The organism is Rossellomorea sp. QJM3NY_18 (assembly GCF_056173145.1).
The window spans coordinates 692,332-718,828 of record NZ_CM149659.1; the positions used below are offsets into that span (position 1 = coordinate 692,332).

At 45.0% G+C, this 26,497-nt stretch carries 30 protein-coding genes and 1 pseudogene; 19 read left to right on the plus strand and 12 right to left on the minus strand.

Annotated features, from left to right (window positions below):
* Positions 1–47: 47 nt before the first annotated feature.
* From AC0VXY_RS03530 to AC0VXY_RS03560, 7 genes are all read left to right on the plus strand, one after another.
* On the plus strand, positions 48–443 hold the full coding sequence (locus AC0VXY_RS03530; protein ID WP_475526912.1) for a hypothetical protein: 396 nt from the start codon (positions 48–50) through the stop codon (positions 441–443).
* Between the two features lie 71 nt (positions 444–514).
* Positions 515–937 carry an NUDIX hydrolase gene (locus AC0VXY_RS03535; RefSeq protein WP_475526913.1) on the plus strand — a complete coding sequence of 141 codons (423 nt, stop codon included), beginning with the start codon at positions 515–517 and terminating at the stop codon, positions 935–937.
* 84 nt (positions 938–1,021) lie between these two features.
* On the plus strand, positions 1,022–1,939 hold the full coding sequence (locus AC0VXY_RS03540) for an aminoglycoside phosphotransferase family protein (protein ID WP_475526914.1): 918 nt from the start codon (positions 1,022–1,024) through the stop codon (positions 1,937–1,939).
* An 89-nt stretch (positions 1,940–2,028) separates the two neighbouring features.
* Positions 2,029–2,343, plus strand: coding sequence for a hypothetical protein (locus AC0VXY_RS03545; protein ID WP_430338804.1), 315 nt, complete (start codon positions 2,029–2,031; stop codon positions 2,341–2,343).
* A 62-nt stretch (positions 2,344–2,405) separates the two neighbouring features.
* The gene (locus tag AC0VXY_RS03550) at positions 2,406–4,343 is read left to right on the plus strand and encodes a DUF2207 domain-containing protein (RefSeq protein WP_475526915.1); all 1,938 of its coding nucleotides are present in this window, start codon (positions 2,406–2,408) and stop codon (positions 4,341–4,343) included.
* 31 nt (positions 4,344–4,374) lie between these two features.
* A complete protein-coding gene (locus AC0VXY_RS03555) occupies positions 4,375–4,686 on the plus strand; it encodes a hypothetical protein (protein WP_475526916.1) in 312 nt (103 codons plus the stop codon).
* Positions 4,683–4,841, plus strand: coding sequence for a hypothetical protein (locus AC0VXY_RS03560; RefSeq protein ID WP_475526917.1), 159 nt, complete (start codon positions 4,683–4,685; stop codon positions 4,839–4,841). The genes AC0VXY_RS03555 and AC0VXY_RS03560 overlap by 4 nt, the downstream gene beginning before the upstream one ends.
* Here AC0VXY_RS03560 and AC0VXY_RS03565 read toward each other — a convergent pair.
* Positions 4,836–6,539 carry a methyl-accepting chemotaxis protein gene (locus AC0VXY_RS03565; RefSeq protein WP_475526918.1) on the minus strand — a complete coding sequence of 568 codons (1,704 nt, stop codon included), beginning with the start codon at positions 6,537–6,539 and terminating at the stop codon, positions 4,836–4,838. The genes AC0VXY_RS03560 and AC0VXY_RS03565 overlap by 6 nt on opposite strands.
* Positions 6,536–7,672 carry an ATP-grasp domain-containing protein gene (locus AC0VXY_RS03570; RefSeq protein WP_475526919.1) on the minus strand — a complete coding sequence of 379 codons (1,137 nt, stop codon included), beginning with the start codon at positions 7,670–7,672 and terminating at the stop codon, positions 6,536–6,538. The genes AC0VXY_RS03565 and AC0VXY_RS03570 overlap by 4 nt, the downstream gene beginning before the upstream one ends.
* 379 nt (positions 7,673–8,051) lie before the next feature.
* Here AC0VXY_RS03570 and AC0VXY_RS03575 point away from each other — a divergent pair, with 379 nt between their 5' ends.
* Positions 8,052–9,395: a copper amine oxidase gene (locus tag AC0VXY_RS03575; protein ID WP_475526920.1), complete on the plus strand. Its 1,344-nt coding sequence runs from the start codon at positions 8,052–8,054 to the stop codon at positions 9,393–9,395.
* Between the two features lie 63 nt (positions 9,396–9,458).
* Entirely contained in the window at positions 9,459–10,433 is a 975-nt protein-coding gene (locus tag AC0VXY_RS03580) for a class F sortase (RefSeq protein WP_475526921.1), read from the plus strand.
* 89 nt (positions 10,434–10,522) lie between these two features.
* Here the strand turns inward: AC0VXY_RS03580 and AC0VXY_RS03585 are convergent, their stop codons facing one another.
* Both AC0VXY_RS03585 and AC0VXY_RS03590 read right to left on the minus strand, forming a co-directional pair.
* On the minus strand, positions 10,523–11,368 hold the full coding sequence (locus AC0VXY_RS03585) for a hypothetical protein (RefSeq protein WP_475526922.1): 846 nt from the start codon (positions 11,366–11,368) through the stop codon (positions 10,523–10,525).
* Positions 11,355–12,263 carry a WD40/YVTN/BNR-like repeat-containing protein gene (locus AC0VXY_RS03590; protein WP_435993245.1) on the minus strand — a complete coding sequence of 303 codons (909 nt, stop codon included), beginning with the start codon at positions 12,261–12,263 and terminating at the stop codon, positions 11,355–11,357. Before AC0VXY_RS03590 ends, AC0VXY_RS03585 begins: the two co-directional genes overlap by 14 nt.
* 98 nt (positions 12,264–12,361) lie before the next feature.
* On the opposite strand from AC0VXY_RS03590, the gene AC0VXY_RS03595 reads away from it, so the two are divergent.
* The 6 genes from AC0VXY_RS03595 to AC0VXY_RS03620 all read left to right on the plus strand — a co-directional run bounded on the left by AC0VXY_RS03595 (position 12,362) and on the right by AC0VXY_RS03620 (position 16,176).
* Positions 12,362–12,559: a hypothetical protein gene (locus AC0VXY_RS03595; RefSeq protein WP_475526923.1), complete on the plus strand. Its 198-nt coding sequence runs from the start codon at positions 12,362–12,364 to the stop codon at positions 12,557–12,559.
* Positions 12,556–12,852: an RNA polymerase alpha subunit C-terminal domain-containing protein gene (locus tag AC0VXY_RS03600; RefSeq protein WP_435993241.1), complete on the plus strand. Its 297-nt coding sequence runs from the start codon at positions 12,556–12,558 to the stop codon at positions 12,850–12,852. Before AC0VXY_RS03595 ends, AC0VXY_RS03600 begins: the two co-directional genes overlap by 4 nt.
* A 6-nt stretch (positions 12,853–12,858) precedes the next feature.
* Positions 12,859–13,746 (plus strand): GNAT family N-acetyltransferase, encoded by an 888-nt coding sequence (locus tag AC0VXY_RS03605; protein WP_475526924.1) that lies wholly within the window; start codon positions 12,859–12,861, stop codon positions 13,744–13,746.
* A gap of 437 nt (positions 13,747–14,183) precedes the next feature.
* Positions 14,184–15,077 (plus strand): cidABC operon transcriptional activator CidR, encoded by an 894-nt coding sequence (cidR, locus tag AC0VXY_RS03610; protein WP_475526925.1) that lies wholly within the window; start codon positions 14,184–14,186, stop codon positions 15,075–15,077.
* 191 nt (positions 15,078–15,268) lie between these two features.
* Entirely contained in the window at positions 15,269–15,805 is a 537-nt protein-coding gene (locus tag AC0VXY_RS03615) for an acyl-CoA thioesterase (RefSeq protein WP_034761531.1), read from the plus strand.
* Entirely contained in the window at positions 15,802–16,176 is a 375-nt protein-coding gene (locus AC0VXY_RS03620) for a hypothetical protein (protein WP_475526926.1), read from the plus strand. The genes AC0VXY_RS03615 and AC0VXY_RS03620 overlap by 4 nt, the downstream gene beginning before the upstream one ends.
* 108 nt (positions 16,177–16,284) lie before the next feature.
* On the opposite strand, the gene AC0VXY_RS03625 is transcribed toward AC0VXY_RS03620, so the two are convergent.
* Positions 16,285–17,655 (minus strand): aminotransferase-like domain-containing protein, encoded by a 1,371-nt coding sequence (locus AC0VXY_RS03625; RefSeq protein WP_475526927.1) that lies wholly within the window; start codon positions 17,653–17,655, stop codon positions 16,285–16,287.
* A gap of 131 nt (positions 17,656–17,786) precedes the next feature.
* Here AC0VXY_RS03625 and blaOXA point away from each other — a divergent pair, with 131 nt between their 5' ends.
* Both blaOXA and AC0VXY_RS03635 read left to right on the plus strand, forming a co-directional pair.
* A complete protein-coding gene (gene blaOXA / locus AC0VXY_RS03630) occupies positions 17,787–18,569 on the plus strand; it encodes a class D beta-lactamase (RefSeq protein ID WP_435993233.1) in 783 nt (260 codons plus the stop codon).
* Positions 18,570–18,735: 166 nt separating this feature from the next.
* The gene (locus AC0VXY_RS03635; RefSeq protein WP_475526928.1) at positions 18,736–19,182 is read left to right on the plus strand and encodes an N-acetyltransferase family protein; all 447 of its coding nucleotides are present in this window, start codon (positions 18,736–18,738) and stop codon (positions 19,180–19,182) included.
* Between the two features lie 119 nt (positions 19,183–19,301).
* On the opposite strand, the gene AC0VXY_RS03640 is transcribed toward AC0VXY_RS03635, so the two are convergent.
* Positions 19,302–20,495: an MFS transporter gene (locus AC0VXY_RS03640; protein ID WP_475526929.1), complete on the minus strand. Its 1,194-nt coding sequence runs from the start codon at positions 20,493–20,495 to the stop codon at positions 19,302–19,304.
* 213 nt (positions 20,496–20,708) lie between these two features.
* Positions 20,709–21,080: a hypothetical protein gene (locus tag AC0VXY_RS03645; RefSeq protein WP_475526930.1), complete on the minus strand. Its 372-nt coding sequence runs from the start codon at positions 21,078–21,080 to the stop codon at positions 20,709–20,711.
* On the opposite strand from AC0VXY_RS03645, the pseudogene AC0VXY_RS03650 reads away from it, so the two are divergent.
* Positions 21,042–21,212 (plus strand): annotated as a pseudogene (locus AC0VXY_RS03650) (KGG domain-containing protein); the annotation flags it as partial. The gene AC0VXY_RS03645 and the pseudogene AC0VXY_RS03650 overlap by 39 nt on opposite strands.
* A gap of 169 nt (positions 21,213–21,381) precedes the next feature.
* Here AC0VXY_RS03650 and AC0VXY_RS03655 read toward each other — a convergent pair.
* The 5 genes from AC0VXY_RS03655 to coxB all read right to left on the minus strand — a co-directional run bounded on the left by AC0VXY_RS03655 (position 21,382) and on the right by coxB (position 25,606).
* Positions 21,382–21,618, minus strand: coding sequence for a hypothetical protein (locus AC0VXY_RS03655; protein ID WP_435993223.1), 237 nt, complete (start codon positions 21,616–21,618; stop codon positions 21,382–21,384).
* Between the two features lie 177 nt (positions 21,619–21,795).
* Entirely contained in the window at positions 21,796–22,062 is a 267-nt protein-coding gene (locus AC0VXY_RS03660; protein WP_435993221.1) for a hypothetical protein, read from the minus strand.
* A 2-nt stretch (positions 22,063–22,064) separates the two neighbouring features.
* A complete protein-coding gene (locus tag AC0VXY_RS03665; RefSeq protein WP_475526931.1) occupies positions 22,065–22,649 on the minus strand; it encodes a cytochrome c oxidase subunit 3 in 585 nt (194 codons plus the stop codon).
* Positions 22,646–24,604, minus strand: a complete 1,959-nt coding sequence (locus AC0VXY_RS03670) for a cytochrome c oxidase subunit I (RefSeq protein ID WP_475526932.1) — start codon at positions 24,602–24,604, stop codon at positions 22,646–22,648. The genes AC0VXY_RS03665 and AC0VXY_RS03670 overlap by 4 nt, the downstream gene beginning before the upstream one ends.
* A 12-nt stretch (positions 24,605–24,616) precedes the next feature.
* Complete coding sequence (gene coxB / locus AC0VXY_RS03675; protein WP_475526933.1) at positions 24,617–25,606, minus strand: cytochrome c oxidase subunit II; 990 nt, start codon at positions 25,604–25,606, stop codon at positions 24,617–24,619.
* A 254-nt stretch (positions 25,607–25,860) separates the two neighbouring features.
* On the opposite strand from coxB, the gene AC0VXY_RS03680 reads away from it, so the two are divergent.
* Positions 25,861–26,412 carry a CBO0543 family protein gene (locus tag AC0VXY_RS03680; protein ID WP_475526934.1) on the plus strand — a complete coding sequence of 184 codons (552 nt, stop codon included), beginning with the start codon at positions 25,861–25,863 and terminating at the stop codon, positions 26,410–26,412.
* Positions 26,413–26,497 lie beyond the last annotated feature (85 nt).

The window sequence follows — 26,497 nt, forward strand, 5'->3', positions numbered from 1 at the left end:
ATTGGTAGTAGAGAAATATACGATTGAACGATGGGGTGGCGGAAGAGTTGAAGAGACCTTTAGGTGTATCCCTTATAGGATATTTCTATATTTTTGGAGCAGTGGTGTTATTATTCACCGCCATTTTTTATCAGGCTGATGCTGACACCATCAGCATTTCGGAACGATTTGGTGTATCGATCCTGCCTGAAAGGTTGATGAGAATAGTATTGGCACTGTTTTCTCTGTTGATGGTGTATGGGTACATGAGGTTGAAAAGATGGGGATTCTGGTTATTCGTCTCGTACTCAGTGCTGTTTGGTCTGATCAGTTCGGTTGTTGCAACGAACCAACCTCAGCAACCTTTCATAGGAAATGTTGTTTTTTCGGTGATTGTCTTGATCTATACGATTTATGTGAAAGGGGCATTTTTCACGACTGTTGAAAGAGGTCAGGCTATATAAAACAAAGGGTGTTAAGTATCGGGGGTTTATCGTGAAAGGTAAGCTCCTTTTAATATGAAGGGGGAAGCATTATGACACAACAAACATATACACCGCCAAAACATATCGTTTCAGCGGCTACGATTGTTATTAATGAAAACCGGGAGATCTTATTAATAAAGGGACCAAGACGTGGTTGGGAAATGCCTGGCGGTCAGGTGGAAGAAGGAGAGTCGTTAAAGGATGCGGCGATCAGGGAGACGAAAGAGGAGACAGGCATTGATATAGAGGTGTTGGGTTTTTGCGGGGTATTTCAGAATGTGAAACGGTCCATCTGTAATACCCTATTTCTCGCAAAGCCCGTTGGAGGAGTGCCAACTACTTCACCTGAGAGTCTGGAGGTAGCATTTTTCCCGATCGATGAGGCGCTCAAAATAGTAACGCATTCAAATTTCAGAGAGCGGATTGAGTACTGTTTGGATGAGGAACAGCATCCGTTTTTTGTGGAGTTTTAAGAATGTGGTTAAGTGGTTTATGGATGATAAAAAAGGTAAGAAATCGTTCATACTAGAGAGGTGACAAAAATGAATGAAGACAACATGAAATCGTATCTCCTGGATAGTTTCCGAATTTCCGATAACGATTTTCTGGGTTCCGGTATGGAAGCGGAAGTATATGCTTTAAATGATGAAAAAGTGTTGAAAGTATATAATGATTTGTCCGATGCAGCGAAGCAAAAGAGGCTAAGAGATTTCTATTCCGGACTAAAGGCGGATCACCTGAGCTATGAGCTTCCCTATATTCACGAAATCTTAGTAGAGAATGGAACGTTAGTGACGATTGAAAAGAGGATACAGGGAAGCGATATGCAAAACAGGCTTGCGGGGATGACCCATGACGAGCAGACAAACATGATGAAAACGTATCTTCAGGCAAGTGTGGAACTGCAATCCCTTCAAGGAAGCTCAACGATGGAAGGATTCCAACTATTTCATGACCACCGTTTGTCATTAGGCAGGATGGATAATTGGTATGATCTATTAAGTGAAACGATAAAGCTGAAGCAGTCTGAGTTAAAACCTTATTTTGAGAGGGATGTCCGGGATTATGAGGGAAAGCTTACTCTCATTATGGAAAGACTGGCAGCGGGATATGAAGGGGATTATTCCATCATCCATGGAGACTTTTACCCTGGGAATATCTTAATCAATGAAAAAAATAAGGTAACAGGGCTGATTGATTTTGGAATGCTGACCATGTATGGGGATTATTTGTTTGATGTGGCGATCGGATGGGTGTGCCTGGACATGTATAATCAGCTGAATGCCAATCTTCGCGAAAGATATCTGGAAATCATTGTTTCCACCTTGGGAGAAGGGATACGGAGAGAGTTATATTTCTATGTCTTACTCTACAGTTTGATGACCGCGAATCTTTATTCTCCAACGTGTGAGGATGGTCATTATCAGTGGTGTGTGGAGAATTTGAATCGTGAAGAGTATTGGGAAGTTATCTAATCCACTCGTCAGTGACTTCGTTTTGACTGGAATTTGAAACTTTTTACAATCCCCGAACGTAAGTATAAATAATACAAGGGGGAATTGACATGAAAAAATTCTTCACAAGAACATCTTTAGTGACGGCCGTGATCCTTGCCGTTGCGATTTGGATCGGAAGTCTTCTGTTCTCATTTTCTTTCGGCGAATGGAGCTTTTTCATCGGTCTTGGATTAACAGTGGGACTTTTCTTTTTTAATAGCAGTGGCGGTGCGTTATCCAAAAACGCTACGCTTGGAGCAAGTCAGGCAGGGTGGAAGATTCAGAAGGATAATGAGCTGAAATCCAATGTAGGTTCCGTGTTTTATGGTGTCCTATTGTTTACGGTTATTAGTTTTGTTGTGATGATGGTGACTTATTTTTAAGAAACAAAGATTGATATATTATAGAGAACTTATTAAATACGAATATGGAAGGGGAGTTTCGTATGTTCAAAAAACTTCTCGTTTTCATCATTCTCTTCTTCTCCTTAAGTCAGACCTCTTATGCAAAGTCCTATAGTATTGATGAAGTACAGATCCGTGCGTGGATCCAGCCGAATGGGAATCTCCTGGTCAATGAATTGTTCACGTACACGTTCGATGGAAAGTACAAGAGTGTCAGAAGGGCCATTCATGAGGACAACCATAAGGGAGTGCAGTGGTTTAAAGCCTCTGAACTGATCAATGATGAGGCGGAGCTTGGCTTCATCGAGGATCGGGATCTTCGTCAGCTTGATGTGAAACGGGAGGATGGTACGTATCGTTCACCATTCCCCGTGGAAGACGCCACGAAGACCATTTTATTTGCGTATGAGTTGAAGGATGCCGTGAAAACGTATGATTCATACAGCGATGTGACGGTTCCTTTTTTCGGAACGGATAGCAATCATGATATTGATTTACATAATGTAACGATTGATTTTGTTTTTCCTGAAAAACTCGACCCGGCAGAGTATCACGCTTTCTTTCACGGTCCAAAGGGAAAGGTGGAAGAGGAGGGGCCAGAGGTGGTGCGCTTTACCACCCCTGTTTCCGATATGTATTCCTTAACGGAAACCCGTGTGCTTTTCCCTTCTTCAGTTATGAGTGAGCAGGAAAAGATCGCGGCTCCAAAATCGTTGGAAGCTGCCATCCAGGAAGAAGAAGACCGTGCGGCCCTTGTCGCTCACAGGGAAGCTCAAATGAAAACATACAATAAAGTGCTGGGTGGGCTCGCACTCACCCTAGGTGCCGTTTTATTCATCATGATGCTTGGATTCATGCTTGGCCGAATAAGAGGCAGTGGGCGAACGAGGGATGTACAGGAGTCGGATCCCCTTCTTTTATATATGGTCCATAGGCGGGGGAAGTTCACCCATGGAGCATTGATGGCAGGATTATACTCCCTTGTGGAAAGAGGGAAGGCAACGGTCCACAGACAGAAAACGACGACCCGTTTTCTCAGCGATGCCCGGTCACCGGATGAAACCTTGTTCTTTACCTTAACCTCTGAAAGTCACTTATCGACGATGGAAGAAAAGCTGGTGTCCTGGATTTTTAAAAGAAGAGGAAAGAACGGTTCCGCATCCTTTGCTATGACCGATCTTGCTGGGGCGACAAAGAGTGAGAAAGATCTCAGCCGCCATGTGAAAAAGTATCATACGAAGGTCAAGACACTGAAGGAACAGGAAAGAGAGTGGTTTGCAGAAGTGTTGAAAGAAGCGAAGGAAGCGGGACTCCTCCATGATCGCTGGTTCCACTTCATTACGAAACTTACCCCTCTATCCGTTGTAGTCGGAACTTTATGTGCATATTATTTTGACATACAATCGATGTTTGCCATGTGGTTTTATGGAATTATTGGTTGTGGGTCCATTGTTTTATTATGGTGGAAGAATGAAAAGAAGTGGCCGGTACTCGTTTTTGGTGTTATTTCATTTTTTGCGGTTGCTCAACTCAAGGATGAAACCGCCATTTTTCTCCTGCTTTTATGCCTTTTCATAACTTTATTTCTCTTATTCTTCGTCCCACGCCATACGTTATCAGGACCGGCACTTGATGTAAAAGAGGGCATCCGCCGATTCCGAAAACATGTGAAGAGAGAAGGGTACCCTAAGGGGACTAGCGAGGAAATAGATGTGTGGATGATCCGGACTCTTTTGTTTGAACGAAAGAGGAAACTGAAAAGAATGTCGGGTGCAGGCATGGAAGACAGTACATTGTTTTCAGCAGCACCCCTTACAGCCCTTATCCTATCGGGCCAGAATCCTCACGAGTTTCTGACGAATTCATGGAAGTGGAGCGGTCCTCCTCCGAGCGCATCATCGGGTTCGTCTGATGGTGGATATTCCAGTGATGGAGGCGGCTTTGATGGCGGAGGCGGTGGAGGTGCCGGTGCGGATTGATCAATAGAGGATTACGAAAGGGGAAACGCCCATGTCAAAGGATAACTTGACTACTGTCATCACTCTGGGTATTTTGTCAACATTAGCGGGATTTATCATGCTTTTCTTTAATGTTTATTTTGGGACTGCCACTGCGAAGGCACAGTTATTCAATAATGGAAGCGACGCTCTAAATTATAACGTTATTTTAAAAGGCTATATCAATACCTATTTGGTGGGAGGAAGCATCTTATTTGTGATGGGCGCGTTAGCTATTGTCTTAGGGTATCATCAGCTTCAATTGAAAAAAGTCAGCGACTCACAGCTGGATGAAAGCATTCAGGATCGGGAGGAGGAAATGTGATAACAACGAAAGAGAAAACCATGAAAGAAATCATCTTAGTCACCACCAACAAAGGGAAAATTGCTTCTGCCCAAAAGGAGTTAGCAAACAGATTCTTTGAGAGTAAAGCTCCCGGCAACACCGAGTCTGCCGGGAGCTTTCTATTTTCATTATGACAGCTTGTAGTTCTGGACAAGTTTCTTTAAGGAATCTGCCAATTCTTTAAGGTCCTGATTTTGATTTCGTAACATGCTGACGGTGGAATGTTGTTGTTGAGAGGCAGCTGAGATTTCCTGGATGGTGGCGACACCTTCTTCGGAAATGGCGGCTACTTCATGGATGGATTCGACTGTCCTTTGGGAGGTGTCTTGTATGTCCGCCACATCTTCTACCATGGTAGCTACCTGGTCAGTCAGGGAATCTACGGCTTGGAAAATCTGTTGGAACAATTCTCCGCTTGTTGAAACAAGGTCGGCACCATCTTTGATATCTGTGTTGATTTCTTTATTAGCGTGCAACATTTCATTTGTCTGGTCCGTGATGTCTTTCAGTACAGCATTGATGGTTTTGACGTTTTCGTCGGTAAGGCTCGCCAATTTCTGCACTTCTTGGGCGACGATGGAGAATCCTTTTCCAGCTTCTCCTGCACGAGCAGCCTCTATGGAAGCATTGAGGGAAAGCAGATTTGTTTGATCTGCGACGTCTTTAATGAGATCGATGTCCCGGTTGATTTGAGAAATCTTTCCATCAAGTTGAGTCAATTTAGTGGAATTGATTTCCCCGTTGGATCTGATTTTGTTCATCTGGTCTTGGATTTTCTTGATTTTTCCGGTTCCTTCTTTGGCGATTTGACCGGTGTTTCGTGTGAATTGGTCAATTTGTTTTGTTTGATTGGCGACGCTGGTAATTTTGTTGGACATGAGAGTCGTACCATTAGATATTTTATCAATATGGGCGGAACGGCTTTCGGTAGCATTGGCTTCTTCGCTTGTTCCGATGGCAATTTGATTGGAACCGTCGGCTAACTCATCAAAGGCTGTCAATAGGACGGCACTTGTGTCATTGATCTGGTTGGCGTTGCCCTGTACATGGTGAATCACCTGTTTCAAGCTCGTTCTCATTTCTTCGTACCGGGCGGCCAGGGTACCGATTTCGTCTGCCCGGTCAGTGGTGATGCTTTCCGTCAGGTCGCCATTGGTGACCTTACTCATGGAAGACAAAAGCTGTTCAAAGTTCTTCTTCATTCTTCTGCCGATGATATACGATAAGATTGCACCGAGGAGAAGGGCGATTCCGATGAAGATGGATTGGAATATTGTAATATTCCTTTTTAAGTCTGATATAAATTGAGCACTCATGTCGATGCCGACAATGGCATTCGTTCCTTCAAGTGGGACGAAATAGGATTTATGCGTTCCCCACTCATCGGAATAAATCGATGAAAGGACAGGCTCCCGGTTGGAGAATGCCTTTGCCTGATCGTCGGTGAAGGGGGATTCGACCATTGTGTCAGGGCTGTCGTTCAGTCCTACGATGAAATCTTTCCCGTTTTTTTGTGTGAGGACATACACATACTCGATCCCTTCTTTTCCTTCAATAAACTGGTCTAACTCATTTCCAATGGCTCCGTTGCTTTTATCCTCATTTTGGATGATGTCATTCACGACTGTTTCATCGATTGACCTAGCCAAATTTTCTCCATTTATCGTCAACAGCTGATCAAATTGAGGCAATACGTGCTCTTCAAAAATGTACCCAGTCAAGAAACGGATAAATAAAAAGATAAGTGCGCCTAAAATAAAAAATGGGATAATGAAGCTTAAAAATAATTGCGCTTGAATCGATTTTTTCGGATTGAATAAATTCTTCATCATACGGCGGTCTCCTCTGTTTGTTTTAACCTGATGAATGTGGATAAATCCAGATGCAGTAACGCTTGCAATTCATCCATATCGGACGTTTGGAAAAAAATCACGGCAAAAGTCCGATCATTTGACGCCTGAATCGCCCGGTATTCAAGGACTTGGCTGAATTTGTCCATAAGCCCTTCATGGTCAATCGATTCAACAAAATGCTTACTGATTTCCAAAGGGATCTCTGCACAGAAGAACCCGTAAACCTCAGTTCCCTTTTGAGATAAAAGGTCTTCCCAATCGGGTTCTTTATTTTGAAAATAATGTTCCGCGCCATTGATTCCGAATGCGTGATGACTCAAGTCAGTCGTTCCAGCTCCTGCAAACCGGAGTGGATTCAGTTCGATGGCTCTGATCCCTTTCCGGCTTTTTCTCACCTCAAGGTGGAAGGGGAAGTTCTTTACGTCCATTCGTTCACTTAGCATATGGAGGAAGTTCTCGATTTCTTCCTTGATCTCGTTGATCACTTGTTTCGACGTAAAGTATATCCTGTCTGATGTGTCCCGGTTATTTATGAAAGTCCTTTTGAGAATGTTCAGGACCACTGGTTTACCTGAAGGAGTGACATAACAATCCACGGCATACTCGTCTCCATCGATCCATTCTTCTATGATGATTTCTTCTCCGTTAACAACCGTATTGGAATATGTATTTTTCGTGAGTAGCAGGTCTGCATATAAGCCTTCCACTGCCTGGTCCCACTCTTGTTCCGTTTCGATTATATAAACACCGATACTCGAGTATCCCTTATTCGGTTTAATGACGACCGGGAAAGGGATTTCTTCCTTGTTCAACTGAAGTAACTCTTCAAGTGAGACGAGGCGAAAGTAATAGTCGGGGTACACACTTGATAAGAATTGACGGAAGCGGGCCTTGTTCTTCACCAACTTGGATGCGGTTGTGAAAGGATGGGAAGGAGCCTCTTTTTCCAAAACGGTCAAGCAGCTTTCAGAATTGGTCAGCACCTTATCCTCTTCACGGATCGCCGGATGTCGCCCGTCCGTATCGTAGTAGATCGGCAGTTTTAAATCAATTGCGGTCTTTAGTAATAAAGGTGAAACAATTTGGTTTTCTAAAATAATAATAAAAAACACCTCCTATTTTATATAGTAGTTATCGGTCTTAAGGTTGGTATGTTAATAACGATTACCGTATTCCGAAAATTCCAGTAATGAAGACGTGTTATTGAGAACGTGCTGAGGGGTTCTGTACCTGGAAAGTTCTTTATTCATGGGGTAGGTGGCTCAAGAGGTAGGTGGGTGTAACAACCCATTATATTGGGAATAAGAGGGTATTTGTTCTTAATTGCGTTCTTGGGTTTTTGTGAATTGTCTGTAATTCGAGGTTCTTTTTTAAAAAAGTAAACTCTCCTATTCAGTATAAAATTTTTTTGTAAAAAAGTGATCCATATCAAAATACGCTGCGTTATCTTACCAGAATAAAAAAACAAAACGAAAAAGGAGAGTTTAAAAAATGAAAAAAACAAAACTACTTAAGAAAATCGCAGCACCGATGTTAGGATTATCTCTACTCGCTCCAACGGCAAGTTTCGCGGCAGAAACACCGACAGCGGTGACGCCGGCTTCCGATCTTCGTTCCACACTGGATCAATTACTATCTGAACACTATGTATTAGCGGTCAACGCTATGGTGAAGGATTACAAGGATGCACCGGATGAGAAAGAGGCATATGAAGCACTTAATCAAAATGCACTGGATATGACACCGGCGATTGAGTCGATTTATGGTAAAGAAGGTGCTCAGAAATTCGAAGAAATCTTTGCAGGGCATAATGAATACTCACCGGATTTCGTTGAAGCAGCAAAATCAGAGGACGCAGATATGAGAAAAGCGGCTGAAGCCGAAGTGAAAGATTTCGTCAACGAATTCTCAAGCTTTCTTTCCACAGCAACAGAAGGAAATCTTCCTGAAGCGGCAGCGAAAGAAGTATTAACAGCACATGAAATGGATGTCATCGAAGCATTTGATAGCTATGTAGAAGAAGACTACAAAGGATATCAAACGAACTTCAAAGAAGGGTACGACAGAATGTTCGATATCTCGAAAGCATTATCCGGAGCGATCGTGACGCAGATGCCGGATAAATTCAACAACACGAAAGTAGATGCACCGGCAGCGGAATTACGCTCTACACTCAATAATCTGGCTGCAGAACACTTTGCACTGGCAGCGATGAGCATGCAAAAAGGTGTCAACGAAGCGCCTGATTATGATACAGCGACTTGGGCAGAAGATATGAACACAGAAGCTTGGACGAAAGCAATCGGATCCATTTATGGTGAAGAAGGTGCGGCACAATTCAAGAAATTATGGACAAGTGAGCACATCAATGCACAGGCAGATCTTGTGAGCGCGACACTGGCAGGTGACGATGAAGGCGTGAAGGCAGCGAAAGACAGCCTCGGTATGTTTACAGAAGAATTCGGTACGTTCCTTGCAACGGCAACAGAAGGAAATCTTCCGAAAGACGCGGCCATCTCTTCTTTGAAAACACATGAAGATCAAGTCGTGAAAGCGTTCGACTCGTATGTAGCGGAAGATTATAAAGCAAGCACCGATACATTCCGTGAAGGTTATGCATTCATGTTCGGTGTAGGGAAAGCTCTTGGGGACGCGATTGTGAAGCAGAATCCTGAGAAGTTCGCTTCAAGTGACATGCCGGAACAAATGCCAAACACCGGAATGGGTGGAGCAGCCGATGAAGGAATGCCGATGGCCGCATGGATCACATTTGTAGCGGTAGCAATGATGGCTGGAGGAATCATCATCAAGAAGAAGTTTGCGGATCAACAATAATCATAGAGCCATGAGGAGAGCGGGATCACGCTCTTCTCTCTTCTCTTAAGTGGAGGGAACACGATGAAGAAACGAATGCTTATCATACTGATTGCAGTCTTGATGATTGGTGCAGTGGGTTTTCAGGCAATCGCCAAAAATGGACCAGAGAAAGATACCAGCACTGCTCAATCCGTCGAGAAACCGACAGTGAACAAAGAAAAAACCAAAAGCGGGGTGGGTACCGCCCACAAGGAAGAAGAATTTGTTCTTCTTGACTCTTTAAAGAAGAAGAAGACAGAGCTTGAAGAGCAGGTAAAGGTTCAAGAAGAAGGAATTACGCCTTCCCATGTCCAGATCCCGAGCATGGACATCGATACGAACGTCATCCCAGTCGGACTACTTGAGAACGGGGAAATGGAAGTTCCGGAAGAAACGGATGTCGTTGGCTGGTATGATCGTGGTGTAAAGGTCGGAGCCAAGGGGAATGCTGTCCTTGCTGGTCATGTCGATAGTAAAGAAGGACCGGCAATCTTCTTTTATCTAAAGAACATCGAGATAGGGGAAAAGGTCATCGTCACAGATGAAGAAGGAATGAAGCGAACGTTTGAGGTGAAATCAAAGGAAAGCTATCCGAGTGACGAAGCGCCAATCGAGAAAATCTTCGGTCCATCGGATAAACGGAACCTGAATGTCATTACATGCACAGGTACGTTCAATCATGACAAGCATCTCTATCCGGATCGGCTGGTCGTGTATACAGAACTCATCTCTGAAACAAACGTCAATGAAGTGAAAGCGCCAGAACCTCCAACGACTGTTCAGGTAGATACAGGGTCGGTTTCATGGCATTCGGTAAAAAGTGATACCGTCATGGGATATAGAGTCTATAAAAAGGCTGTGGATGCGAAAGAGTACAAACATATTGCAAGTATTTCTGCACATGAACGAAAGAGCTTCTTTGATGAAGAAGCCGAAAAGGGAGATTCATATTACATCACTACGGTGAACATTGAGGATAAGGAATCCGATCCTTCTGAAAAAGTAGAGGTGGATTAAGGTCTTGCGAGGAGAGTTTCTGCCAAGGCAGAGGTGTAAACCAAGATATAAGGCAGTCGTAATCGTCTACACGATCACGACTGCCTTTTTCATTCCACATACGTAAGTCTGACGGGCCTTACAGATTTCATAGTTACTTGATATAGAGTTATATCACCTGCTGGAGGCTTCGGATCATTTGAATGACTTTGGAAATTTTCATTTAATCCAATGGTCCATTCCGCTTCCCCATTATGCATCAGAACGATGGCAATGGTTCCGAATTGGACGACATTGTCCCAGCTATACTCTCCGGATTTTCCATTGTAGTTGACGGAGATTCCGTCTGGTCTGCTTTCGATTCTTGCACCGTTTCCTTCCCATTGACCCTGAATCGTCGGACCGACATACGTGTAGGAAATGCCTGAATCTCTTGCGCCGTATGTGCCGATGTACTGGTGAATGCTTTTGTCAGAGGCTTGATAGGTCAACGCCGCAATGTCATTTTCAAGCCACTTCAGCTTGAATTTCCCTTGTGTTTCGTAGGGAAGGACTTCTTTCGGTCGGGCGAAGAGCCGGTAATAGGTTCTGTAATAGACGGCTTCACCCGTTTTTCTGTTTTCTTTTAAGACGAACTGATTTTTCATGTCTGGTGAAAAGCTTACAATCTGCTTTGTTTGCTGACTATGGTTCAGGATGAGTCCCCCTTGAAGGAGGATAAGAATACCCACTATCACGTATGAGATGATCTTCCACGTTTTCGGAATGGAAAAGAGAAGTAAGATAGAAGCAGCCATGCCCGCCACGATTAGGATATTTATTGCATAGAATAGACGATTATCGATATATTCCAATTCATATGTCGCGTGGAGGAAAAGGTATCCCATCTGGAAAATGAATAAGGCGATGGATAAGACGAAAAGCATACGCCCGGTTATCTTCTTAGTTGGTTTCATCAGGCCGAACCTCCTTCTGGAATGACCAGGTCCGTCCCTGATCTTCTGAGATGAATTTCCCTTTAACCTTTCCGCCTTCATAATCACCGTTCGGACCTTGATTGACGTAGACGGCCAGGTGATCTTCTTCTTTGAATGGTACTTCCGCTATGACAAAGGTCCTTTTATACTGATCCGGAATCTCAATCGTTGCCTTGCTCCACGATTTTCCCCCGTCTTGTGTGACATGAAGGTCCGGTTCTTCCGGGTTAAGGATGCCGAATGAGAGGAAGCCGGTATCTTCTTCTATAAAGCCCCCGTCGTAAATGAGCCGGGTGATGTCCGGTCGGGGCATCTCCTTCCAGGTCTTCCCGCCATCTTTCGATAAGTAGACGGTGATCATTTCCTGTGACATCGTCCGGTCGGCAGAGAGGATCACATAGCCGAAGGATTCATTGAGAAAGCCGACTTTCCTGAAACGGAGTGGAGGAGAAGAAGCTGTGACCTTGGCCTCTTCCCATGTCGCCCCTTTGTCCTTTGAAAAAAGTAATTGGACGCTTTTATCGACGGAATAATCACCGGCATATAAGAAGGCAGCAAGATCTTCTGTCAGAATATAACTATCCTCTATCAGCTCATCTTCACTCCCGGAATACTCCCCTTGAAATAAATTATCTTTTTCCACAGGTACTTGAATCCACTTTGCTCCATTGTTGTAGGTGATCTGCAGCTGATCCTGTTGAAGCGAATATCCGACAGGTGCTGTTTCATCCACCGATTGAAGTGGAGGGGGGCCGGGATCACTTATTTCCGGTGTCTCCGGTTTGCTTACATTAGGCTCTTTTTCAAAAAAGTACGTGCCTGCGATAATCCCGATGACCATCAGACAAGCCGTCCCGATCATGATGTATTTCACATTACCAGACTCCTTTGGTTATATTTTCTATTTTACCATGAGGAAAGGATTGAACAGGATAACATATTTTGGAATAATGAAAGTGAGGAGGGGAAAGTGTGAAAATAAATGCGTATCTTATACGCCTGTCGTTTTCCATCATGATCATCTTTGGCGGTACGCTTGCGATTGTTTATATAAAAACGGGAGATCTACTTGTGTACCATCTGATTGCAACATGTGTTGGGGTGGTTCTTCTTTTCACTTCATGGCTGTGGAGATCAAGGAACAAGGTAAAAGAGGGGGAAGTGATTTGACTTCTAAGGAAAAAGTGAAGATATGCGACAACGGGCATACCTATGTGAAAAAAAGGGATTGCCCGACTTGTCCCGTTTGCGAAAAAGAACGGAAACCTGACACAGGATTTCTATCGATTCTCTCAAGCCCGGCAAGAAGAGCGTTGGAGAATAACGGGATCACGACGCTTGAAGAACTGGCTGGATTAAGTGAGAAGGAGATTCTTGCTTTTCACGGGATGGGACCATCTTCGATACCGAAGCTTCGGAAGGTGCTTGGAGAGAAGGGGTTGGGGTTTAGAGGGGAGGGGTGAGGAAATATGTCGATCATACATAGGCAGTACGAAGGTATACAAGACTATGATCGAATTCGAATGTTTCTGGAAAAAGAGTACTGGAATACGAGATTTGATCATAATCTCACACTATTTGAATTTCAAACTGCCCTTTCATGTGGATTGGGAGAGCACGTTAAGACGATTGATGAAGTATTGGAGAATGTACACCTTTGGTTTAATGGAGATCGATTAGTCGGATTTCTTGAAGAAGGGGCGTTCTATGTAGCTACCGATAACCGATTCATTTTTGAAGAAATGGTGGAGGTGGGAGAAAACAGCTTTCCTGAGATGGAATGGGAGGTTTATGACGGTGACTCAGATTTTGAAAAAATTCTGTCAAACAGGGGATTCCTCAGGTCAGAGGAATACTGGGTAAGAAGGGATTGCGATCTTAGCCGACCGGTCGATGGAAGCGGGCTGGCTAAGGGCTATGAGGTCAGGTCCGTCCCTGATCTTCAGGAGCAAGAAGAAGTCTTTCAGGCTTATAAACTGTGTTACGGTCTATTATTCAATCAGACGATGTTTGATCATTTCTATGAAACTTCCACCTATCGAAAAGAGTTGGATTTGGTCGTGACGGGTCCTGATGACAAGGTCGTCGCGTTATGTAGTGGGAGATACGATGAACGGAATCGATTGGTGACGATCGAAGCTGTATCCTGTTTTCATGAATATAGGGGGAGAGGGATAAGTAAAGCTCTGTTACGCGAATCACTTCTTGCCGCAAAAGGATTGGGTGCCACTCAAGCGACGGTGTATACAGGCATGCCGGGAAAATTCCCTGCCCCGAATCGACTATATGAATCCGCGGGTTTTGAACTGGTCGGGAAGAAGTATGTTTGGAAGAAAGAAAGAGTAGGGAAACATTGAGATTCCTTAAGGGGAAAAAGTTAGTTAAAAAGAGGGCGAGCACTTATCGGTTGGGGGATCAGGTTAAGCACCAGAGCCGATAAATAGACGGAATAATTCCGCTTAATTAGTCATTACTAGATGAAAAAGGCTGAAATAGACGGAAAGATTCCGCCTATTAAGATTCAAAGTAGTCAAAAATAGGTGATTTTTCTGTGCGTAAGCGGAAAAATTCCGCTTATTCACCCCAAAAACAAGGTCCATTCTGAAAGTAAGCGGAAAAACTCCGCTTATTTTCCTTTGGGTGGTTCATCTATTTAATAGATTAGGATGAAAAGTATCACAGATATGAAAGTAACTCGTCAAAGTTTGGTCGTCAATCAATTCGCCGTCCTTAACATTTATAATGAATTTGTTATTATTATAAAGGAATGGATATCGGAAAAGAAGGTGCTCAAGTGGACATTAGACACTTAAAATATTTTATAGAAGTAACGAGATTCAAAAGTTTCACCCGTGCGGCGGATCATTTGTTTGTCACGCAGCCGACGATCAGCAAGATGATCCGGAACTTAGAGGATGAGCTCGGAGTGGAGCTGTTCGACCGTTCCCGGAAACAGCTTGTTCTGACGGATGCGGGGCGGGCGATTTTGACACAGGCACAGACGATCGATAAGGCGTTCGAGAATGTTCAACATGAGCTAGATGACCTGATCGGCCTCCAGCGGGGACATATCCGAATTGGACTGCCGCCCATCATGGATGCGGGTCAGTTCATCAAGGTTCTCGGGGAGTTCCATGCGCTCTATCCGGGCATCACGTTCCAGCTGATCGAGAACGGGACGAAGCGGATTGAAGAGGATATCCTTGCCGATCAATTGGATGTCGGAGTCGGGGTGCTGCCTGCCGCTGAGGAGGATTTTCATCATTTTTCATTTATGAGGGAAGAACTCCGGGTTGTAGTGCCGAGGACGCACCGGTTAGCGGGCAGGAAGCAAGTGAAATTAATGGAGCTAGAAGATGAACAACTTATTCTTTTTAACAAGGACTTCGCGTTGAATGACCGAATCCGTGAGGCATGCAAAGAAGCAGGTTTTCTTCCGAAAGTAGTATCTGAAAGCTCTCAGTGGGACTTCATCGGGAAGATGATCGAGGCTAAACTTGGGATTTCGATCCTGCCTTATAGCGTCTATGAACAGCTGAAGGAGGATTTGATATCCATCCGTGTCGTCAAACCTGTCATCGAATGGGACCTCGCCATCATTTGGAGGAAAAATCAATACTTATCGTATGCCACGAAAGAGTGGCTCACCTTTACCCAGGAACGATTAATGGGGAGCATTTCTGACTGAGGGATGCTCTTTTTTTTTTGCCCCGATTTAGGAAAAATGGGTATTGATACCATTCAATTGTAAGCCGTTTCATAGACAGTATCTATGCTGATGATAAGGAACATTCATTTCACTTATCCTGATTCGGGGCGTACACTTTGGGTATCAAACGTTTGAAATACCAATACACAAACAGAAGGGACTTGTTCTTCATGCCAAACAAGAAGCATCCGAAAGAGAGTCTGGTCGTCAGTACGGACCAGGTCATGATCAATGATTTAAACAACTACAACACCCTGTTCGGCGGGGTTTTGATGAAGAAGCTTGATAATAATGCGACGCTATCTGCTAGACGTCATGCACGGGTGAAGGAATGTGTAACGGCGTCAACCGATTCCATCGACTTCCTGTATCCGATCCATCAAAGTGATTCTGTATGTGTCGAATCTTTCGTCTCCTATGTAGGGAATAAATCGATGGAAATCTTCTGCAAAGTGATCGCAGAAGATATGATCACAGGAGAAAGACGAATGGCAGCGACAGCTTTCCTAACCTTTGTCGCGCTTGATGAAAATAAAAACCCCGTCAAGGTACCGGAAATCGTACCGGAAACGGAAGAAGAGAGATTCTTGTTCGAATCAGGAAAAGAACGTGCGGAAAGAAGAAGGGTCCGCCGCAAACAGAGTAAGATCCTGAATGACATCATCGGACTCGAAAAACCTTGGAACATGGGAGGGGAGGCATCATGAGCATGATGGTAGAAGGAATGAACGAACTTCATGAAGCAAAAAAAGATGTAGAGGCCCTGAAACAGGATTACCCTGAACTGAATGATCAGCTCGTCCATGTGACCAGCCTGACGCGACAGCTGCAGCTGAAGTACGGCTATATGGGGTCCTTGTTACGGGACAAAGAGTTGCCGGATTACGAACCACAGTTTGTCCGGGACTCCATCATCTCACTCTATCAGGATGAGGTACGGAAGCTGAAAGAACACCCGAATATCGTTCAGCTGAAAGACATCATGAAAAAGCACAGACAAATCAGTGACTCGAAATTGTTCTTATTGATCCTTGGCGCGAAGCCGGAACTGTTGCAAGGATCCACGATTATAAAATAATGGAGAGTGAAGCCGGAAGAGGGGAGTCTTCCGGCTTTTGATTTTAGAAGAATCGTTTTTTAGGAATTGGCACAAGTTTGGGACCACCCCTATTAAAACTAGCCCCGATCATCTCCAAATCAGCCCTTTTTTTCGCTCATTCATCATTTCCTGAATGGTTTCTGCGATCCGCTCGATTCCTTCGCCAATCATGTAATCTTCCACGTGGGAAACACTGAGCCGGAGCTCGTCATGTCTCATGAAATCGTCAAGGTACATCGATTCCGTACTCTGAGCCAATACATTTTTCTCCTTTAACCGGTGGATGAACTCACCTGCTTTTAATGGAGAAGGCAGCCTCACCGTAGAGTAGAACCCCGAGGCTGGGCAAGTATAAACCGTCCCCTCCGGCATGAACGTTCGATACGCCTCATGAAGCACCTCACCTTTTTGTCGGTATAGCTTCCGGATTTTTTCAATATGGGCAGCGAACATCCCGTTTTTTAAATAGATTTCCAAGGCCCCCTGAGTGATGACCGGTGTATGGACGTCTGCGGCAAACTTGGCACGTGTGAATCCTTCGATCAGCTCTGGAGGAAGAACAGCAAGCCCGAGACGTAAACCCGGCAATAGGGTTTTAGAAAAGCTCTTTGTATAAATGACCCTCCCGTTCGGTTGATAAGCAAACATGGGGTCTTGCTTCAAATCGGGATCCAGATCGCCCATATAGTCGTCCTCTACGATATACACATCATACCGTTCAGCCAGTTCGACGATTTTCCTTCTTTCTTCATTCGTGTAACTGTGCCCGGTAGGATTATGGAACCTCGATACCATGTAGAAGAACTTTATATTTTCATATTTAAAAAGCGTTTCGAGCCGCTGGAAGTCAGGTCCGTCCCTCCCGATTTCGATACCTAAACTTGGCTGGTCCTTCACCGACTCTATGAAACTGGGATGGGCGGGCTGCTCGGTCAGGATTACCTGCTTTCCATTCGGAAATGGTAGGCGGATCAATAGATGGAGAGCCTGTTGGGATCCGGTCGTCACTGCAATTCGTTCCGGCGTGGTAAACACTTGGAGATCACGCAGATGCCGGGCGAGTTCTGCGCGCAGGGAGCATAGCCCGAGAAGTTCCGAGTAGGTGAACATATCTTCTTTATACCGGTCGATGGCCTGGTTCATGCAGTGTTTGTAATCGAGGTAGGGCATTGCATGTTTATCGGGACCTGCGGATAGGAAGTCATAGACAGGTGCCTCGGAATCACGTTGTTTTTTATAAGGGAAATCTTCAACCAGATAATAGCCGCTTTTACTCACCGCATAAATCTTATGGCTGAATTCCAATTCTTTGTACGCTTTGATAACGGTATTCAAGCTGCAGGAGAACTCGTTCGCAAGGGATCGGATCGATGGCAGGCGGCTGCCGGGTTTGAGGTGACCGGTTTCGGCCAGCTTCTCAATGTAATGGATGATTTCTTCAAATTTAGCAGGTGGCATTAATTGTTTCCTCCTATCTGTAAGGGTACAGTCTATGAAAAACGGCGTTGGGCGATCTCGTTTCTGTCAGTATACTAAAAATCAAGAACGATAGGCCTGTCATTCTAGTAAACCATAAGGAGTGGATTGCAATGAAACGAATCGCTGCACTAGTACTGAGTTTTGCCCTGATCATCATGGGAGGAAATTACGCCGAGGCTAAGACAAATATTCAAACAGAGATTACCGACATGCTGAACGGAAAAGACGCAACGATCATCATCCGTAATGTGAAAACGGATAAAGAGTTCATCTATAACAAGCAACGGAGTGAGCAGCGATTCACCCCGGAGTCGACGTATAAAGTGCCTCACGCACTGATTGGATTGTCGACGGGAGCCGTCAGGGATGAATATGAGGTGAAAAGATGGGACGGAACGGTGAGGGAGTTTCCGGACTGGAACCGGGACCATAGTCTCGCATCCGGCATGAGATACTCCGTCATCTGGTACTATCAATCAATGGCGCGGGACATCGGAGAAGAGAGAATGCAGGAAAATCTGAAGCTGATGGATTACGGAAATGAAGACATCTCAGGAGGTATCGACACCTTCTGGCTCGACAGTAGTTTGAAAATATCCGCCCGGGAACAGACCGACTTTTTCGAAGATCTTGTAGAAGAAAGCCTTCCCTATGATAAACAGCAGATGAGAACGGTGAAGCGCATGATGATCAATGACGAACAGAATCATTATACCATTCATGGCAAAACCGGCACCCGGCTAACGGATTATGGGCTCGGCTGGTACACGGGCTATGTGGAAACGGACAAGGGAGACTGGGTATTTGCCGTCAATCTTGCTGGAAGCGGAACAGAAGCAAAGAATGTGACGGTCGATGTGTTGGAGAAGCTTAAGATCATACGGAAAGAATAAATGTGAGAGCTTACCTTTGGAGGGTAAGCTCTTTTTCTGCTTCAAAAAAAGATTGATAAAGATTCCATTATTTGAAATAATTAGAAAAACATTTTAAAAGAGAAAAAGAAGGGTTGAGGTGGACTACGATGAAACGATTGGTGGAAGGCTCATTGGAGGTGCTTGAATGAAAGCAGACATCATTTCCTTCGACCCGCAGTATGCCGAAGAAACGGTGGCTATGTGGCGGGAAAGCAAAGAACGTGCCATTGGCCAAAAAGAAAAGCACAGCGTGGAAAGTCATCTCTACTTTTTAAGCCAAATCCTGCATGAAGAGTTTGAAATCGATTTGGCACTACTTGATGGAAAGGTCGTCGGGATGAGCGCATATAATGAAACGGAAATCAGTCAGCTTTACATTCACGTAGAGTATCAAGGACGAGGAATCGGCCGGATGTTACTGGAAAAAGCAAAGGCGAAGTCCGGTGGGCGCTTGACTCTATACACCTTTGAAGTGAATCGAAATGCGCAGATGTTTTATGAAAAGAACGGGTTTGTCGTGATCGGCAGAGGTCATGAAAACGAGGAGAATTTGCCGGATATTCGGTATGAATGGAGAAAAAAGCTAGAATAAAGAGAGTGGACTCGAAGAAAAGCCTTTTGTGAATGCAAAACTCCTAACATTAGTTTACTCATTTATCCGTTTAAAACCTATCTAACCCCAAAAAAGAGGACTTCATCGCAAGTCCTCTTTTATATTGATCGCACTGGGTCCCGCCTCCTCAACTTAAACGATATCCCAATCGAAATCACAGAAAGGGCAACAATCATCCACACGACACCTGGCCAGTCCCACTGATGATAGAAACTTCCACTAACGGTACCACCGACACTTGATCCGGCATAATAAGCAGATAAATAGAGTGCAGATGCCTGTGCTTTGTCATGCAAGGCTAATCGTCCGACCCAGCTGCTGGCAATCGAATGTCCGGCGAAGAATCCGTATGTGAAGACGGCGATTCCGATGATTTTCACCCATAGATTCGGGTGCAGTGTCGTTACGACGCCTGTTAACATGATAACGAGCGACAAAGGCAGAATTTTCTTTTTTCCATATTGATCTGCGAGCATTCCCATCCACGTCGAGCTGAAGGTGCCGACAATGTAGACGATGAAGATGAAGCCGACGACGGTTTGGCTGAGTGAGTAGGGTGGTGCGATCAGCTCGAATCCGATGTAATTGTAGAGTGAGACGAATCCGCCCATCAAGAGAAATCCGATGGAGAAAAGATACGTGAGTCCCGGGACCTTGAACTGACTGAACAGGGAACCTGCCAGGGACGTGAGCTTAAAGTTCTGGGGTTCGAAATGGGCAGGTCTCGGAAGCAGAATGATAAAGATGATGCTTGAAAACAGGCTGATGACCCCGATTCCCATCAAGGCAATATGCCAGCTGAAATAATCGGTGAGGACGCCGCTGATGATCCGGCCAGACATGCCTCCGATGGAGTTCCCGCTGATGTACAATCCCATGGCCATTCCGAGGCTCTTCGCTTCGATTTCTTCACCCAGATAAGCCATGGCGACGGCGGGAAGACCTGCAAGCGTAATCCCCTGGAGGATCCGGCCAATGACGAGCATATGAAAGCCTGATGCAAATCCCGTACAGATGGCAAGGATGGAAGAAGCCAGTAACGAGAAGGTCATCACGGATTTCCGGCCGTACACATCCGATAACGACCCCGCAATCAGCAGACTGATTGCCAGGGCGATGGTGGTGGATGATTGGCTGAGACTCGATGTGGCCGGGGAGACATTGAACTCACTGGCGATTTCCGGAAGCAGAGGCTGCGTTCCCCACAGAATCGCGAACGTACTGAAGCCTCCTGCAAACAATGCCAGGTTGGCATTCTTGAACGCCTGGGTTCCCCGCATGATGTATTCCATGTCACAAGACTCCTTTTTGTAATCATTCTCCCTCCATGATACACCTCTTTACAAAGCACTTCTATTGGGAGGCATCACTTCTCCCGGATTCTCACTGGTATAAATTAAATTACAGAAATGTTAAAAACACCCATTAGCGTTTACCGCTCATCTAACGAGGTATATAACCACTGTACAAGCATAAAACACCACCAACTAACACTAAGGAGGATTTTATTTATGGCAAACAACAACAATAACAATAGTGGTAACAATAACAGCAACAACAATAATAGCAACAGCAGGAACAGCAACAACAACAACAGCAACAACAGCAACAGCAACAACAACAGCAGCAACAACAGCAACAACAACAACAACAGCAGCAACAACAGCAACAGCAACAACAACAGCAACAACAACAACAGCAGCAACAACAACAACAACAGCAACAACAGCAACAGCAACAGCAACAACAACAACAGCAGCAGCAACAGCAACAACAGCAACAGCAGCAACAGCAACAGTAGCAGTAGCAACAGTAGCAACAGCAGCAACAGCAACAAAATGAGCTACGAAGAAGCCGGCCGTAAAGGCGGGGAACAAACAGCGAAGAATCATGACAAGGAATTCTACCAGGAGATTGGTGAAAAAGGCGGAGAAGCCACGTCGGATAATCACGATAAGAAATTTTATCAGGAAATCGGAGCGAAGGGCGGAAGTCAGTCCAGTAACTCAAGCAACTCGGGTAACTCAAGCAACTCAAGCAATTCAAGTAATTCAAGCAATTCAAGCCGCTCAAACAATTCAAACAACAATAACTAGCACCAGGTGGTTTCCGTAAACGAAAGAAGACCTGTCGATTGATAGCGACGGGTCTTCTTTTTTTGTGGAATTGCATGCTTTTTTAACGGGCAAGGCTTTTTAAAACATCTATTAGTGATTCTAACCTGGCTAAAGCGGAAGGTATATCCTGATAGGTTTCCACTGAGTCGTGTTGGGTGATGACAAACACTTTTGATTCATGGGAATAAGAAACCTTCAAGAGGTCAGTATCATGTTCAGAAAATGAATGGGTAATGTCACATTGGGAATAGGTTTCAAGTGTCCTTAAAATGGTGTACAGCTCATTATTTTCTGACATTATCTACATCTCCTTTCAATAAAGGGAAAAATATTTGTCTGATTTTGGATTATTTTAACATGAGTGATAGAGGTAGGGAAGGGCGAAAAGTCATGTTTTACATACATGTTAATAGCGGAAGGGAAAGAAATGTTAGGGGTGAAATGGAAAAGGGAGCATGCCAGCTCCCTTTTTAACTTATTTTAGAAGAAATAAATAAACAAAAGTCAGGCCCCCGATAAGCAGCCCGCTCGATAAAGAAAGCCACTTCCACTTTGTCAGGGGTGCTTTCGTTTTCATCAATACTGTCAGCTGCAGGCTGATGGATAAAATGGCAAGGGATAAGAGCAGGAGGAGAAGGGTTGAACGATTAAATTGTTCCCTGCTGTATTCTACGAGTACATATCCACCGATGGCGGAACCGATCACAATGATATAAAGGAAGAAGAACGCAGCTTTTTTCACGCTTATCCCACCTTTCCAAACAGATAGACAAGGGTGAAGATCAAGACCCATACGAGGTCCACGAAGTGCCAATAAAGGGAGAACACCGAAAGTCTTGAGGATGTTTCCCGGCAAACTCCTTTCACCCCAAAGTGTATGAGTAGGATTCCCATCCAGATGACACCTGCCAGGACATGCATTCCGTGGGTCCCGACTAATAGATAGAAGGAGGATAGGAATGGACTGGTGTCCAGTTCAAATCCTTTTTCATAGTAGTGGATGAACTCCCTTGATTCCATTATCAAAAAGACGCCTCCCAGGAGAAGGGTCAGTAGTAATAAGAGGAGCGTCTGCCTCGTTTTTCCCTTTTCACTCGAGCTGACACAGGCATAGATGGTGAAGCTGCTTGATAGAAGAAGGACCGTCGAGATCATGACACTCTTCAGCTCCAGCATTTCTTTACTGGATGGACCGTCGGATAGATGGGATTTGAGGGTTAAATACACCCCGAACAGGGAGGCGAAGATGACAACCTCCGCCGCAATAAAGAACCACATGGCAAGCTTCTTGTCCTGCTGTTGTTCGATTTCGAAAGCATGTTGATTCATTTTGACCCTTTCCTCCTTTCTGCCCGCAGTTCATCAGGCGTATAAGGCGTCCATGTGCGTCCGGCGGTGAAGGAGCGCACCGTCAGCATTGCAATTACACTGGCAAAACCGAACCATTGCAGGGGTGGAAAACCAAAGATGAATCCAAAGGAAGAGAGGAAAAGGGCTCCTGCGAGCATCAGTGGCTGTGCCGTAGGATTCGATACGTAAATGATCTCTTCTTCTTCCTCTGCCGTTCGAATGGTTCCATTCCCTTCCTGCTTTTCATACCAAAGCTGATCAATGGTGGTGACGAGAGGGCGCTTGATGAAATTGCCCAGGGGAGGCGGTGATGGAATCGACCATTCAAGTGTCCGTCCCTCCCAGGGGTCACCGGTGAGGTCACGCTTTTCGTTTCGGTAACTCCAGAAAATGTTCCAAAGAAAGATCATCACGGCCAGCGCCATGAGGAAGGCTCCGATTGTACTGATGAGATTCAAGGTCCCTAATCCGTCGCTTTTTAAATACGTAAACACACGGCGGGGCATCCCGTTCAATCCCATGAGATGCATCGGGAAAAAAGTGACATGAAAGCCGATGGTGAACAGCCAGAAATGCCATTTTCCCAAAGCTTCATTGAGTAGGAAGCCGAACATTTTCGGCCACCAATAATACACTCCTGCAAAGATTCCGAGGACAGTCCCACCGACGATCACATAGTGAAAGTGTCCGACGACGAAATAACTGTCGTGGTACTGATAGTCGGCAGGTGCCGATGAAAGCATGACACCGGTGGCTCCGCCGATGAGAAAGGTAGGGATGAACGCCAGTGAAAATAGCATGGCGGTCTTAAAGCGGATGACCCCTCCCCGGAGTGTGAAGAGCCAGTTGAAAATTTTTATGCCCGTCGGAACCGCAATCGACATGGTCGAGAGGGCGAATATGGCGTTGGAGATCGGCCCGAGTCCCACGGTGAACATGTGATGGATCCACACCATGAATCCGAGAAACCCAATCAGGACCAGGGCAAAGACCATGGCAGGATAGGCAAACAGATTTCTTCTTGAGAAGGTGGTGATCACATCAGAAAAAATGCCGAACGCCGGCAAAATCAAAATATATACTTCCGGATGACCGAAGATCCAGAATAAATGCTGCCATATGATGGGGTTTCCCTCTGTCCCCGTCAGAAAAGCCGTCCCATAGACCCGGTCCATCGTCATGAGTAACAGGGCGACGGTCAAGGCAGGAAAAGCGAATAATATCAAGATCGATGTAACAAATGCAGACCACGTGAATAACGGCATTCTCATAAAAGTGAGCCCTGGAGCCCGTTTCCGTATGATGGTCACCAGGAAATTAATGGCGGACATGATCGTCCCGGCACCGGCGATCTGGATTCCGATGGCATAATAATTGAGACCGGGGCCAGGAGTATACACATCCAGGCTTAAGGGAGCATAGCCCGTCCAACCTGCAGAAGGGGATCCACCGAGCACGAAGCTGATATTGACCAATGCCCCTCCGACGAGAAACAGCCAAAAGCTCAACAAGTTGAGGTGGGGGAATGCCAAGTCCCTTGCCCCGATTTGAAGGGGGACGGCGACATTCATGAGGCCGATCAATAATGGCATTGCGACGAAGAATATCATCGTCGTCCCATGGGTGGTCATCATTTGGTTATATTTTTCACCCTGGAAGACCCAGAACTGATTCTCCGGAAGTGCTAGCTGAAGCCGTATGATCAGGGCGTCAAGACCGCCGCGAAGGAAGAAGGCTCCTCCTGCCGCAAGATATAAGATGCCGACTTTATGATGGTGAGTGGAGGTAGCCCATTCCCATGCCCACTTCCACTTTTTATAACGTGTCAACAAGAACAGGGCAGCCACTGCCATGAGGAATATCGAGATGTCTGCCGCAATGATATCAGAGGGGAATACGAATTCCCGTCCGAAAAGGGTGTACTTGATATCCATATTCTCCACCTCCTATTCTAATTGTGAAAGATACGAGCTTAATGCGTTAAGGTCTTCTTCTGTCAGATCAGGAAACGGAGGCATATTGACATCCGGTTTGAATGAGGACGGGTCCCTGATCCATTTCTGTACATTTTCGTCTGTGTTCAAAAGTACATTCCCGACCCGCTCTTTACCTGCAAATCCGGAAAGATTCGGTCCCTTGCTTCTTTCTGCAGGTGATACAGCATGACAGGTTAAGCATTTGGAGATAAATAGTTTCTTTCCTTTTTCAGCTGTCGGATCGAGGGTTTCAGGTTCCTTTTTCTGAGACATTTGATCGACCCACTGACTGAACTTTTGTTTCCCGACTGCGTGAACCTGGAATCTCATATAGGAATGGGAAGCCCCGCAGAGCTCCGCACATTGTCCTTTGTAGACGCCTTCCTCTGAGGCATTCAACGTCAACGTATTCGTCTTCCCTGGTATCAGATCTTTTTTTCCACCAAGCCTTGGCATCCAAAAGGAGTGAATGACATCGTCGGATTTCAACTTGAATACGACAGGACGATCCACTGGTATGTATGCTTCATTGGTCAGGGTAATGCCCTGATCGGGATAATGGACTTCCCACCAATACTGGTGTCCCGTCACCACAATCTTCAGTGGGTTATCACTGTTTTCATCCGATTCGGCGAGGGAAAAGGTTCCTTTCACGGTAGGGACGGCGAGGATCACCAATAAGAGAATGGGAATGACGGTCCACGTCACTTCAAGCTTCTTATTCCCTTTGATATATGAAGGGGTGAGGTGTCGGCGCTCCGGTGTTTCTCGGTACTTCCATGTGAAGTACACGAACATGGAAAACACGACGAAAAAGACGAACAACATAATCGCAATGGAAATTTGGAATAAGTTCAATTGAAGTTCGGCCACCGTTCCTTTCGGGTCGAGTACCTTTAAGGAACTGCAGCCGGTGAGGAACAATACGGCAAGCATTATACCGAAACAAAGACGCTTCATGGAATCCCCCTTTCTTCATTTCGCAAGGTCCGTCCCTCGAAAATAGGACGGTAAGCCTTTCCATACATACCCTACCTCTAATTCTCATCGTTTAAACGAAAAATTTAGAAAATAGTGGAGAATAGGGAATTTGTATTATGACAGAGAATAATCTCTCTTGATTGGCAAATACTATAACCGGAATATAACCTGCACTAAAGAGTCCTCCTAGACCACCTATGAGGGCTTTTTTTAAAAAGGGGATAGTGTATTGTATGCAAGAACGATATGATCAAATAAGAGAAAAGTCTTTGGAAGTGACCCGGGAGAATATCAACTATTGGCTGGAGTATTGTTTCCTTTCTCCGCGCTGGTGGTTTATTCTCATCCTTTTTATACTGAGCTGGGTGGTGTTTGTCCGTTTAACGAGAAACGAAACGAATAAGCCTAAACTTCTATTCCTTGGCCTTGTATGGATCATTGTCGCAGCAAATTTAGACGGTTTTGGGTTTGATCTCGGAATGTGGGGATACCCTGCACAACTGATTCCGATTCTTCCGAAAGCATACTTATTCGATTATGCCTTGATACCGGTCACCTTCATGTTGCTATATACATACTTTCCAAAGGGTAAGCCGTTCTTTTATGCCACCCTCATTGTTTCGGGAGGAGCATCGTTTATTGCAGAAACGCTGTTTGAATGGTTGCATATTTACGAGACCTATCACTGGAAAATGTGGTGGTCATTTGTGATCTATTTTGTCCTTTCCTATTTGATCAGAGGATTGGTGGAGTATATTTTCAGAAAAAAGGATCCAGAGTCGTGAACATAATGGGTAGAAAGGCTAACGTGCAGCGTTGGCTTTTTTCTCGTTTTCAATAAATTGGCAAGTACTGTCAACATTCTTGCTA